General features: G+C 36.2%; 13 protein-coding genes. 7 read left to right on the forward strand and 6 right to left on the reverse strand.

Annotated features, from left to right (window positions below; genetic code table 11):
• Positions 1-4 precede the first annotated feature (4 nt).
• The 5 genes from porM to DF947_RS15665 all read right to left on the reverse strand — a co-directional run bounded on the left by porM (position 5) and on the right by DF947_RS15665 (position 5,748).
• Positions 5-1,537, reverse strand: a complete 1,533-nt coding sequence (porM, locus tag DF947_RS15645; protein WP_109930975.1) for a type IX secretion system motor protein PorM/GldM — start codon at positions 1,535-1,537, stop codon at positions 5-7.
• Positions 1,538-1,581: 44 nt separating this feature from the next.
• Positions 1,582-2,391, reverse strand: coding sequence for a type IX secretion system motor protein PorL/GldL (gene porL / locus DF947_RS15650; RefSeq protein WP_109931099.1), 810 nt, complete (start codon positions 2,389-2,391; stop codon positions 1,582-1,584).
• A 47-nt stretch (positions 2,392-2,438) separates the two neighbouring features.
• Positions 2,439-3,764 (reverse strand): T9SS ring complex lipoprotein PorK/GldK, encoded by a 1,326-nt coding sequence (porK, locus tag DF947_RS15655; RefSeq protein WP_109930976.1) that lies wholly within the window; start codon positions 3,762-3,764, stop codon positions 2,439-2,441.
• 221 nt (positions 3,765-3,985) lie between these two features.
• Complete coding sequence (locus tag DF947_RS15660; protein ID WP_109930977.1) at positions 3,986-4,756, reverse strand: uroporphyrinogen-III synthase; 771 nt, start codon at positions 4,754-4,756, stop codon at positions 3,986-3,988.
• A 14-nt stretch (positions 4,757-4,770) separates the two neighbouring features.
• The gene (locus DF947_RS15665) at positions 4,771-5,748 is read right to left on the reverse strand and encodes a DUF4271 domain-containing protein (protein ID WP_109931100.1); all 978 of its coding nucleotides are present in this window, start codon (positions 5,746-5,748) and stop codon (positions 4,771-4,773) included.
• 96 nt (positions 5,749-5,844) lie between these two features.
• Here DF947_RS15665 and hemW point away from each other — a divergent pair, with 96 nt between their 5' ends.
• The 6 genes from hemW to DF947_RS15695 all read left to right on the forward strand — a co-directional run bounded on the left by hemW (position 5,845) and on the right by DF947_RS15695 (position 11,489).
• Positions 5,845-6,975 (forward strand): radical SAM family heme chaperone HemW, encoded by a 1,131-nt coding sequence (gene hemW, locus DF947_RS15670; RefSeq protein WP_109930978.1) that lies wholly within the window; start codon positions 5,845-5,847, stop codon positions 6,973-6,975.
• A 93-nt stretch (positions 6,976-7,068) separates the two neighbouring features.
• Complete coding sequence (locus DF947_RS15675) at positions 7,069-7,851, forward strand: SDR family oxidoreductase (RefSeq protein ID WP_109930979.1); 783 nt, start codon at positions 7,069-7,071, stop codon at positions 7,849-7,851.
• A gap of 312 nt (positions 7,852-8,163) precedes the next feature.
• Entirely contained in the window at positions 8,164-8,715 is a 552-nt protein-coding gene (locus DF947_RS15680; protein WP_109930980.1) for a fasciclin domain-containing protein, read from the forward strand.
• A gap of 186 nt (positions 8,716-8,901) precedes the next feature.
• Positions 8,902-9,687 carry a DUF3050 domain-containing protein gene (locus DF947_RS15685; protein WP_109930981.1) on the forward strand — a complete coding sequence of 262 codons (786 nt, stop codon included), beginning with the start codon at positions 8,902-8,904 and terminating at the stop codon, positions 9,685-9,687.
• 131 nt (positions 9,688-9,818) lie between these two features.
• Positions 9,819-10,697, forward strand: a complete 879-nt coding sequence (locus DF947_RS15690; RefSeq protein ID WP_109930982.1) for a cupin-like domain-containing protein — start codon at positions 9,819-9,821, stop codon at positions 10,695-10,697.
• 177 nt (positions 10,698-10,874) lie between these two features.
• Positions 10,875-11,489, forward strand: coding sequence for a sugar O-acetyltransferase (locus tag DF947_RS15695; RefSeq protein WP_240615394.1), 615 nt, complete (start codon positions 10,875-10,877; stop codon positions 11,487-11,489).
• Between the two features lie 115 nt (positions 11,490-11,604).
• On the opposite strand, the gene DF947_RS15700 is transcribed toward DF947_RS15695, so the two are convergent.
• The gene (locus tag DF947_RS15700) at positions 11,605-12,030 is read right to left on the reverse strand and encodes a YybH family protein (protein ID WP_109930983.1); all 426 of its coding nucleotides are present in this window, start codon (positions 12,028-12,030) and stop codon (positions 11,605-11,607) included.
• 91 nt (positions 12,031-12,121) lie between these two features.
• Here DF947_RS15700 and DF947_RS15705 point away from each other — a divergent pair, with 91 nt between their 5' ends.
• Positions 12,122-13,003, forward strand: a complete 882-nt coding sequence (locus DF947_RS15705; protein ID WP_109930984.1) for a carbohydrate kinase family protein — start codon at positions 12,122-12,124, stop codon at positions 13,001-13,003.
• Positions 13,004-13,060: the final 57 nt, after the last annotated feature.

Genomic DNA, 13,060 nt, shown 5'->3' on the forward strand with positions numbered 1-13,060 from the left:
CTTTTTATTTTACGCTAAATGCCAGTGAAGGTAAAATATTCTGACGGCCATCAGGGCCAACAGAAACAATATCTTCAAAAAACACTCTTGTTCCAGGGGTAATAGAATTTATAGCAGCCTTAACAGCTCCAGCAAAACTACCACCACTTCCTGAAATGGTTACCGCATCAGAACGTGGTTTTATAATCGTTAACTTATAACGTTGAATTTTGAATTTTACATCAAATGGAAAATCATCCAAATCTGCTTCAATTTCACTTTCACTTTTCAATTGAACGGATGCAATATCGCCACCAGCTCTTCCGCCAACTTTAGCCACCGGTTTTGGAATTGCCTTTACTCTGAATTTTTGCGAACCTAAACTCACATTTTTACCTGCATTGCTAGCTGTTACATTTATGGTAACATCTTGGCCAACCTGACCGCCACTTGCCAACACATTGTATTTTCCAGCACCTATTTTACTCATCGATGCACCAGAAGCACTAGCATTTACCGTTTCTAAAGGAAAACCTGCAGCCGATACTGAAAATGGATTTGGAATGCCTGCATAAATTACGTTCATTTTATCTGATGAAACGCTTGCCGATGGTTTTGCAACTTGATAAGTCTGTTCTGGAGTTTTATATTCTTTAATCTGCCCATCAGTTTGACGAACACGAACAGTACCCACCCATTTAAACACGCCTACACTTCCTGTACTACCAGTATAAGTTCCTTTACCATCTTTAACAGATAATTTTCCACCGCCAACAGTAATATCTGGATTTGATCTAGAATCACTAGCCGTTAAAAATACTTCAGCCGTATAGGGTTGCCCTTGGATAACATAAGAAGTAGGTGCCACAGCAACTGCAGCAAATTTATCTATGTTAACTACCGCTTTATCCATATTTCCGAATAACTTTTTAACTACTTCAGCTTCTGCATTTTTAGTATCTGCTTGAATTTTAGTTAAGTTGGTCATTGCAGCTGTTAAAGGCGTTCCTTCACCGAAGTTAACTTCTTTCCAATCGCCTTTACCTTTTTTAGGATCTTTAGCTTCCAGAGAGAATGATACACCCGCTCTATCATTTGGATCCAATAAAGAGATTAATTTCTCTCTGGTTGCATTAATTTTTGCTTTTAACTTTTCGCCTTCGCCTTGATTGATCATGATACCCTGAGCGATATCCATGTTCTCTCTACGTTTTAAATCACCTGTTAAAGTATCAACGCCATCACCAGCTTCGGTGAATTGCTTTTTGATGCCTTCAATAAAGTTATTCAAATCATCAGCAGCCGCTTTTGCCTGCTTAGCTCTATCGTAAATCGGTTGAGCACGAGCCGGTTCTTCTTTCAGTTTGGAATTTTCAAACGAAGAAAAAAGTTGCTCAATACTCACATTAACGTTATCTCTAGAGGTAGCTAAACTGTCGTTAATATTTTTAAAAGCATTTAATACTGTATCTGATACGTTTAAGGCGAGCATTGCCAACAATACCAAATACATGATATTGATCATCCGCTGCCTTGTTGTTTCTTTTCCGCCTGCCATGTTTTATGTAGCTTTCTTTTTTTATAAATTAAAAACTAGATAAATTATACCCGTGGGCTATTCATAGCCGATAGCATGTTACCGTAAATTGCATTAAGTGATGAAAGGTTTTTAGCCAACTTGTTCACTTCTTCTTTAAACTGTTTCGAATCTTCCATCGATTCGTTAAAGTTTTGCATGGTAAGTGATAAGTTAGAATAGAATTTATTCATCGATTTTAAGTGTGCGCTAGAATCTTGCAATTCCAATTCGTACACTGCGTTTAATGCAGATAGATTTTTAGCTAAATTGTTTACTTGATCGTGATAAGCTTGAGAATCTACATTGCTTTCGCCCATTGCTTTCAAGTTTTTGGTTGCATTATCAAAAGCAGCGCTTAGGTTATCAAAACCAGCAGAAGCTGTTTTAACTTTACCTGTAAATTCGTTTGTTGCTGTAGATGCATCAGCTACGCTAGAAATTGCAGCTACTTTATCGCCAAAAGTACGTAAGCCAGTACCTAAGCTCTCAATTAAATCTGGTCCAATTTTAGCATCTGATAACATTTTATCCAATGCAGCTGTATTGGCAGATGAAGCTGGTGCAGCAACAGGTCTAACGGTAGCAGTAGGCAGTTCACCTTTAAAATCTTCTCTTAATTCAGGATAAACTTTATCCCACGCTGGTTCTGGTTCTGGTGGAAAAAACCCTGTTAAGAAGAATAAAAACGCTTCTACTCCAAGCCCAACGCCAATTGCAATATTTCCAAAAATGCCGCCAATGTGCAAAATTTTAAATAGTGCTCCGATAATTACAATACTTGCTCCCCATGAAATCGCTACGTGTAACCAGCTTGGTTGTTTTTTTGCTGCCATAAAATTTTGATGTTTTTCTTTAGTTTTTGTTTTTGTTTGTTTGGTTTTTAATTTCTTAGGTCTGTTCCAGGATAAGCAGATACGCACCTGAACCCAATATATGATCTTTGCTGATCTTGATATTCGTAAGTAGCAACAGCATTTTGCAAGAAGTATCCAGTGTCTTTCCAAGAACCACCTTTAACCACTTTGCGTTTCAAATATTTACTGTCATTCTTTCCAGCAACATATGTGAAATTTGGATTTAAATCGTGTAATAACGGAGCAGATGATTTGTTGTAAGCCGTTTTCGTCCACTCGGCAACGTTACCCGCCATATTATACAATCCATAGTCGTTAGGGAAATAAGATCTAACACCTACAGTATAAATACCACCATCGCTTGAATAATCTCCACGACCGGGTTTAAAGTTTGCCTGTAAACAACCTTTTGTATTTCTGATATATGGCCCACCCCAAGGATATTTGGTTTTTGTATTTCCACCCCTTGCTGCATATTCAAATTCTGTTTCTGCAGGTAAATCGTAATCCATCCTTGCATTCATTGGCAATTTACGTGCAGAAGCTACACCTTGATACAACTGAGTTCTCCAATGCGAGAAAGCTTTTGCCTGTTCCCAACTTACACCAACAACAGGATAATCATCATAAGAAGGGTGATTATAATAACCACGTACCATTGGATCATTTTGTGAATATGAATAATCAGTTTTCCAAACCATTGTATCTGGATAAACTGCAATCACATATCTATCAATATAATCTTGACGTTTGCTATTTGGATCTTTATGGCCTAAAGCGGCTTTATCCAAGTTTAGGATTCCGTAAGAATATTCAAGCTTGCGAACATCAAATTCCTTTCTACCAGGAAGCGCATCTAAACCAGAATAATACATTCCATCTAATTGACTGGCCTGGGCTCCGGCAGAACCTTTACCCTTATTGCGCCAAATATTAGCTCCATTGTAGCCAACTTTTTTCCAATCGATATAATTTTCTCCACCTACTGCATTTGCAGCAGCGCCCTTTTTTGTCATCATGAACTGAGCAGGGTTTCCCATCATTGTAATTGCGATGGAATCGCGAACCCAATTGGTAAACTGACGATATTCGGCATTTGAAATTTCGGTTTGATCCATAAAGAATGCACTAATTGTTGTCATTCTACTTGGACCATTTTGCGAAAAGGTAATATCTTCATCAGAACCACCTAGAGGCGTATGGCCCGGTGGAATATAAACCATCCCCAATGGGATTCTGTGGTTCTTGAATTTGCGGTTATAAGCACCTACTAGTTCGCCTTGACCTCCATGGCCACAACTTGCCAGCAATACGGTTACACCCATTAGAGCTAGAAGGTAAATTTTCTTCATATTAATTATGTTGTGCTAAGCACTGTTAGGAGCAATTTTATCAAAAATCATTGAAATTATCAACAATTACAAATATTTTACACGAAATCATTGTTAAAATGCCATTAAACAGCTAAAAAGGCTTTTTTGTCTAATTTTTTTGTTACAAAATAAAGCGTAACTCTCTTATAACTGAAAAGTTACGCTTTTATTGTGAGACATTGAAAGTTTTCTACAAAGTCTTATTTATTAGATACTTTGATATAGTTCTCTATAGCCATTGTCATAGATGGAACTCCGGGAGTTGGAGCCGCAATATCTACTATTAGATCCATATCTGTTGCTGCTTTACTTGTATTGGTACCGAATGCAGCGATACGGGTATTATTTTGTTTGAAATCTGGGAAATTTTTGAATAAGGATTGAATGCTGGATGGACTAAAGAATGCAATCACATCATAAAACACTTCAGCAAGATCTGATAAATCGCTTACTACAGTTCTAAATAAAACCGCCGGAGTAAAATCGTAACCACTTTTTTCTAAAAATTTCATGGTATCCTCTGTAGCTACATCAGAACATGGATACAAAAACTTTTCGTTGGCATGTTTTTTTAACACTTCGGCTAAGTCTGCTGCGGTTTGTTTGCCAAAGAAGATTTTTCGCTTGCGATATTGAATGTATTTCTGTAAGTATAAAGCTATCGTTTCAGATAGACAGAAATACTTCAGCTCAGCCGGCACATCGTATCTCATTTCCTCACATATTCTAAAGAAATGGTCTGCGGCATTACGGCTAGTAAAAATTACTGCTGTAAAATCGGCAAGGTTAATTTTATCCTTCCTAAAATCCCTGGCAGGCACTCCTTCTACGTGAATGAAAGACCTAAAATCAACTTTTAAGTTATGCTTTTTAGCCAAGTCGTAATAGGGAGATTTTTCTGTTTCAGGCTTCGGTAAAGTAACTAAAATACTTTTTACTTTGCGAAGTTTAGCGTCATTTTTTTCTTGCATTTTCCTTTTTCCTGCTACAATCCTATCGTTTTAATTAGTATCAAAATAGGACATATTTCGAGGGCGCAAAAGTACAAAATTAAATGCATTCTAGAAAACTTATTATTAGAAAGAATTGTAATCCCCGCCCTAAGCAACTGGAATGTAAAAATAACCCCTAATAACAAGTACGCCAACACGATATAAACCCCTCCATACTTTAATGGCGATAGCGCAAAAGCGACCACCAAGGGGATAAACAATAAAGATGCGTTAAAGTAACTTAAATATAATATGGAGATGTACTCTCCTACTGCTTTCTGAACATTGAAAAGATGGCCTAAAAACCTAAGAATGATAAGTTTCAACGCATAAAAAACAATTATGATTATAGAAATTGTAAAGAAAAACCTAAAACCGTGCTGTGCCTGATACATGTCATAATACTGCGCAACAAGGAAGAAAAACATTCCTAAGATAAATCCAAACTGGATAAACAGCAAAAGAAATGGCCAAGAACTAAAAAGATTATCTTCTTTGTTAATGTTATTTAAAATCCTATTGCTAAAAAAGGATTGAACTATTGCCGAAAGCTGTTTGGAAAAGGCATTTTTTAGAATTGCAAAAATGACCAGCATTACAAATATAAAGCCTAGTAAACCTACATTGCCCTTTCTAATAGGCTTCCCTAATTGATATGGATTTTCTTTCTTTTTTAAATATTGAAACTTTTTCTGCCAGGCCAATAAATTAAGTGTAGGAAACAGATATTCTTTTTGAACGCTATCTAGTAAGGCATTTTTATTTAAAGCACTATCTGGCAAAACCCAGGTATGTGTTATAATGGAATCTGTTACTATTTTTTGCCTAGCTAAAGTTGCAGAATCGAGTCTAAATCTTCGGAACTTGTATGGATTAACGGCAGTACTATCGGGTTGAATAGGAACTTGTTGCCCATCAGCAAAATTTGCAAAGCACAAAAAAGCAAATAAGACAAAAACAAACTTGGGCATTCCTATTAAAAATTTAACGGCACAAAAGTAATCCATTAATCATTGTTTACCTAAAGAAAATAAATCGAATTGGTTTTATCACTTATCTTTGCATTAATGTCCGGTATATACATCCATGTTCCCTTCTGCAAAAAGGCTTGCCACTACTGCGATTTCCATTTCAGCACCTCTTTAAAATATGCTGATGAAATGGTAGAAAGCATTTGCAAAGAAATCAAACTAAAAAAAGATAGAATAATCGGCCAGGTTGGAAGTATTTATCTGGGCGGTGGAACACCATCAATACTTTCTCAAGTCTCGCTTCAAAAGATTTTTGACACTATAAATCATACTTTTTCTGTTGATGCCAATGCAGAAATTACCATCGAAACCAATCCAGACGATTTAACGGCGCAGAAACTCAAAGAGCTAAAACAACTTCCCGTTAATCGCTTTAGTGTTGGCATTCAATCTTTTTATAACGAGGATTTAATTTGGATGAATCGGGCACACAATGCACATGAAGCCGAAGACAGTATTAAAAGAAGTCAGGATGCTGGTTTTGAAAACCTAACACTCGATTTAATTTACGGATATCCTTTACTTACGGATGCCAAATGGTTGACGAACATCCAAAAAGCAATCGACTTACAAGTTCCTCATATTTCTGCTTATGCACTTACTGTTGAACCTAGAACAGCTTTAGCGCATGCAATAAAAAATAAAAAACAAATTCCTGTAAGTGATAATCAAAGTGCAGAACAGTTTGTAATTTTAATAGAAAAGCTCCAAAATGCTGGCTTTGAGCATTATGAAATTTCAAACTTCGCTCAGCCGGGTTGTTATGCAGTGCATAATACAAACTATTGGAAAGGTGTTGATTATATCGGAATTGGACCATCCGCTCATGGTTTTGATGGTCAGAACAGATATATGAATCCTGCGAATAATGCCTTATACATGGAAAAATTAGATGCCAACAAACTTCCAGAAATTATAGAAGAATTGAGTTTGAAAGATCGTTTTAACGAATATATTATGACATCATTAAGAACCATGTGGGGAATTGACCTGCAAAAAATAAAGAACGATTTTGGCAAAGATTTCCTCGAGGAAACACAGCACAACCTTAGAAATTTTGAGGATAAAGATTGGTTGTTAATAACAGAAGATAATATAAAACTTACACAGAACGGAAAGCTCTTTGCCGATCATATTGCATCGGAATTGTTTGTAATTAGTGATTGAATTAGAGAATGAGTGAGTTAGAGATTTGCTGAACATATCAGACATAATTAACATTCACTCATTCAATCCCTCGATCATTCAAAATAAATTTATATGTCTAAAATTGTATGGATTACTGGTGCTTCTTCTGGAATTGGCGAGGCGCTTGTTTATAAATATTTTAAAGCTGGAGATAAATTAATTATTTCTGCCCGCAACCGCGATGAATTGTTCCGTGTAAAAAGCAATTGCCAAAATTCTTTTAATGTTCATGTTTTGCCATTTGATTTAAGCGAAACCAAAAGTTTAAAAAGCAAGGCAGAAGATGCAATCCGAATTTTCGGAAAGATTGATCTTTTAATTAATAGCGGTGGTGTTAGTCAGCGGGGATTGGCCTTAGAAACTGATTTATCTACCGAGCAACTGATAATGAAAACCAATTTTTGGGGAACAGTTATTTTAAGCAAGGCAGTATTACCCGTTATGATTGCAAATGGCGGTGGACAAATTGTTGTAGTCAGTAGCTTGGTTGGCAAATTTGGAACAAAACTTAGATCAGCATATTCCGCGTCGAAACATGCCTTACATGGCTATTTTGATTCGTTAAGGTCTGAAGTTTTTGACAAAAATATAGACATAACAATTGTATGCCCAGGATTTATAAAAACCAACGTTTCTATAAATGCACTTACTGCAACGGGTAAAAGCCAAGGCACTATGGATGATGCGCAAGCAAATGGAATGACTGCCGAGGCCTGTGCAATGGAAATTGTAAAAGCAGTAAGTGCGAAGAAAGAGGAGGTGTATATTGGTGGCAAGGAAACAAAAGCTGTTTTATTGAAAAGATTTTTCCCACGCATTTTTTCAAAAAAAGTTAGAGAAGCCAAGGTTACATAAAGCTTAAATTTTCATTTTTTAGGTGGATTGAAAATCCACAGTTTTAAGGACGAGAAAACATTTCCCGACCATCGTCAAACATTAATTAGCCTAGTGTTGGTCGGGATTTTTAATCCTTTTTCCGATTCCTGGACTTATAACCCAGCGTGCACAAAACATAAATCCGCCACCGCAATGTCCCTAAAAAAGATTAAATAAAATTTTAATCTTCTAATTATCAATATTTTATATAATTTTTTCGATTTCAAAAAAACCAAGTATCCGTAAGCCCTCGTAAATGGAATCAAATAACAGAAACTTAAAATAAGAAATATGAAAAATTTAATCCTATCTGCAATTGCCGTAGTTACAATGGCATTTACAACTCAAGTTTACGCTCAAAAAAACCCAATGGTTGGTGGTGCTGCAATGTATGCAACTAAAGATATTGTTGACAATGCTGTGAACTCTAAAGACCATACCACACTTGTTGCTGCTGTTAAAGCTGCCGGTTTAGTAGAAACTTTGAAAAGCGCTGGACCATTTACTGTTTTTGCTCCAACAAACGAAGCATTCGACAAATTACAAAAAGGTACTGTTGAGACATTAGTTAAACCAGAAAACAAAGCAACCCTTACAAAAATTTTAACTTATCATGTTGTAGCGGGCAAAATGGATAGCAAAGCAATTGCAGCTGCAATTAAAGCTGGTGGTGGTAAAGCTGAGTTAACAACCGTAGAAGGCGGTAAACTTTGGGCTTGGATGGAAGGCAAAAAGTTAGTTCTTAAAGATGAAAAAGGTGGAACGAGCACTGTAACTATTGCTGATGTTTATCAAAAAAATGGTGTAATCCATGTGGTTGATACCGTTTTAATGCCAAAATAATTATCACATCCCTATAATTATAACTGGAAACGTTTCTGCTTCGGCAGAAGCGTTTTTTTATTTGTCAGTTTTTATTCAAGATTTTATTAAAGTGGCAATACATATAATTGAGTACTTAGATTTGCACGCAATAAATAATTGAATTATCCTCTCGTTTAAAAATTCAACATACAATAATTAGGATAGATGCATCCCAACATTACTAAAATTCAGCAGAATATAGCGCCTTTAAGGCAACAGATTATTAACCACAAAGTTTACTCGGCCATTAGCGAAATTGAAGATCTTCAGATTTTTATGGAACACCATATTTTTGCGGTTTGGGATTTCATGTCGCTTTTAAAAGCTTTGCAAATCAATTTAACCTGTACAACTTTACCATGGTTTCCGGTTGGCGATGCTGTTACACGTCAGTTGATAAATGAAATTGTTGCAGGCGAAGAAAGTGATGTTGATGCCGATGGAAATATAAAAAGCCATTTCGAGCTGTATTTAGATGCCATGAAACAGTGTGGCGCAAACGTAGAGCCCATAACTAATTTCTTGCATTCTTTACAAAAGGGGCGAGATTTTGATATGGCTTTTGAGCTTGCTCAGGTTCCGTTTGCGGCCAAAGATTTTGTTAATTCTACCTTCGAAACCATTAACAGCAACAAGGCGCATCTGCAGGCAGCAAGCTTTACCTTTGGAAGAGAAGATTTAATTCCGAACATGTTCTTTAGTATGGTAAACGATTTAAATAGCACCCAACCGGATAAGGTCTCTATTTTTAAATATTACTTAGAACGCCATATCGAAGTTGATGGAGATCACCATAGTCATTTAGCTTTATCTATGACAGAAAAACTTTGTTCGAACGATGAAAATTTCTGGCTCGAAGCAGAAGAAACAACTAAAATAGCTTTGCAGAAAAGAATAGATTTGTGGGATGCTGCATATGTAGCTATTGCGAACAGAAAAGTTTTTGCCTAGCAGTAATCAAGTGTTAACAAAGTATTAATTTCCAATTAAGTAATTTTCGTCACATTTATTCCCGGATATTCAATTTGTAAAATAAAATTTACACATTTGTTATTCGGCCACAAATAACCGATTTTAAGCGCATGAGTTTCATTTTAAAACCAGTAGACATCGTCGAGAGTATTACTCCAGAAGATTTTAAAAAAAATTATCTGAAAACAAAACGCCCATTAGTAATTAGAGGCTTAACTAAAGATTGGCCTGCAAGAGATAAATGGACAACAGAATATTTAAAAGAAATTGGTGGCGATTTAGAAGTGCCACTTTATGATAATTCAAAAGCAGATCCATCAAAACCCATTAATGCGGCTACTGCGCATATGAAATTTGGCGATTATCTTGATCTGATTAAACGTGAACCAACTGAACTGAGAATATTTTTCTTTAATCTGTTTAAAAAAGTTCCAAGCTTAATTAATGATGTAAAAATCCCAAAAGATTTAATGGGTGGTTTTATCGAAAGCATGCCTGCAATGTTTTTTGGGGGATCTAATTCTGTAACTTTTTTACATTACGATATCGATTTGCCTCATATCTTCCATACCCATTTTGGCGGAAGAAAACACATTGTTCTTTTTGATAATAAATGGAAAGATAGACTGTATTGCCTACCGAATGCAACTTATGCCTTGGAAGATTACGATGTTGCCAATCCAGATTTCGAAAAATTTCCAGCTTTAAACGGTGTTGAAGGTTATGAGGTTTTCTTAGAACACGGCGATACTTTATTTATGCCTACAGGAATGTGGCACTGGATGAAATATTTGGATGGTTCCTTTTCATTAAGCTTACGTGCCTGGGATCAATCTATTACCCGTAAGGTAGCAAGTGTTTGGAGTTTGTTTACCCACGGTGCGATTGATAGTTTGATAAAAATGACTTTTAAAGAAAAGTACGCACACTGGAGAGAGAAAAAAGCGGTAAAAATTGCTGAAAAAGCATTGGCTAACGGCAGACCATAAAATAATACCTTTCCAACTTCGTTTAAAGAATTTGGGGAAAGCAATTTCAGCGGGGTTATCGATATATCGATAGCCCCGTTTTTATTATCAAAACTATCGGATACAACTTAACCCAATCGAAACACATATTGCACTTGTTTCTAACTTGCGTATTTTAGCCCAATCATATATAGAAAAATGGAAAACGAGATACTTACTGAAAAACAAAAAATGCTAGCAGGCAAAGCATACCAAGCTGGTGGCACAGAACTTTCAAAGGAGAGATTAAAGGCAAGGGAAATCGTTTTCGAATTTAATAACCTTGCTCCCAAGTTCATTAAACAACGCAAAGAACTATTAAAAAGGCTATTTGGTAAAACCGAAAAGATGTTTTACGTAGAACCTCCCTTTCGTTGCGATTATGGTTATAACATTGAAATTGGAGATAATTTTTATGCAAACTTTAACCTTGTTATTTTAGATTGTGCCAAAGTAAGCATTGGCAATAATGTTTTTATTGCGCCAAATGTGTCGATTTATACGGCCGGCCACCCTATACATGCACATCTTCGCGATCAGGAATTTGAATGGGCTCAAGAAATTACAATTGGAAACAGTGTTTGGATCGGCGGAAATGTAGTTATAAATCCAGGGGTAAAAATCGGCTCAAATGTGGTTATCGGTTCAGGAAGCATAGTTACAAGAGATGTTCCGGATAATGTTTTCGCTGCCGGAAATCCATGTAGAATTATCCGTCAGATTACAGATGAAGACAAAGATTTTTATTATAAGGGTTTTAAATTGGGGGAATAGTTTCTCAACTTGTCATCTCGAGCTTGTCGAAAGATATGGTATTCGACAAGCTCAGGCTGACAACATGAGCATTCTCGGCCATTTTCCACCTTCCCTCCTGCATCTTAAATTTATCCTAACTCGAATGGTCTACAATTATTTTCCACTGTCCATTAATTTTCTTAAACAGCAAGGTAAAGAAACCTTTAAGTTCATCTTTATCACGCTTAACATTCCAACTACCCAAAACAAAGGCAACATCTTTACCTAAAAAATCTACTTTCTTTATGCCAAAAGATAAGTAGCCCATTGCAGATTTATCAGGATAACCACGCTTGTAATTATCTAAAGTTTTTTGCCACCCATAAGTTGGTCCGCTTTTACCAACAAAAAGTAAGCTGTCGCTTTTGGCATAACCTTGCATGTAGGCTACAACATCGCCCTTATTCCATTCCTGTCTTTGATTTTCGAGCACGTTAAGTATGGCTTGTTTATCTTTTGGTGTTTGTGCAAAAGTGTTAGTAGCAATTAAGCATAATACGGTTACTAAAATTTTTCTCATGTTGAGCATCATAATTATAATTTAAAGATATTAAAACATTTATTTCTTTACGCCGGTAAAAATTGTTTCTTTACATTTCCAAAATTAATCCATGCAAAATAAAGTTATCACAATAGGCGAAATACTTTGGGATGTTTTCCCAGAAGGCAAAAAAGCAGGCGGCTCCAGTATGAACGTTGCCCTTAATCTACACAAGCAAAGTATAGATAGCGGTTTTATTAGCGCTGTTGGCGATGATGATAATGGAAAAGAGTTATTAAGCTTTCTTGATTCGAACCATTTTACAACGGATTTAATTGAAGTAAATGAGGAATTGCCTACGAGCACCGTAGTTGTTCAGCTCGATGAAAACCATCAGGCAACATATACGATAAAACAACCTGTTGCCTGGGATGATATAAAAATTACCGATGATAATATCGAGGCCGTTAAACAAGCTGATGCATTGGTGTATTGTAGTTTAACTTGCCGTGATGAAAGATCAAAGAAAACAATACTTGAGCTTTTAGAAAATGCCAAAACCAAAATCTTCGACATTAATCTTCGTGCGCCTTTTTTTGAAAAGGATTTAATCGATCAACTTTTAAAAAAGGCTGATATTTTAAAAATTAACGAAGACGAAATTATTTGGGTTCGCGATACTTTTGGTTTGACGGGCAATACGGATGAACAAATTTTAAAACAGCTATCGGCACAATTCAACATCGAAATTATTTGTTTAACCCTAGGCGGTAAAGGTGCCTGCGTTTTAAAAGATGGGAAATTGTTTAAGCATGCGGGCTACAAAGTTCAGGTTGCAGATACTGTTGGCGCAGGCGATGCTTTCTTGGCCACTTTTATTGCTTGTTATTTGCAGGGCTACCCAATGGAAACCACTTTAGATAATGCCTGTAAGGTTGGTGCTTTTGTAGCATCTCAATCTGGCGCAAACCCTGAGTATAACAAGAAGATTTACCATATGGCGTTGGGGTAGTTTCTGCTACGGAAAATTATTATCTCGTGATTGCGAGCACAAAGCAATCGTAAAGCT

Origin of the sequence: Pedobacter paludis, from assembly GCF_003173575.1 — a bacterium.
Classification (GTDB): Bacteria; Bacteroidota; Bacteroidia; order Sphingobacteriales; family Sphingobacteriaceae; genus Pedobacter; species Pedobacter paludis.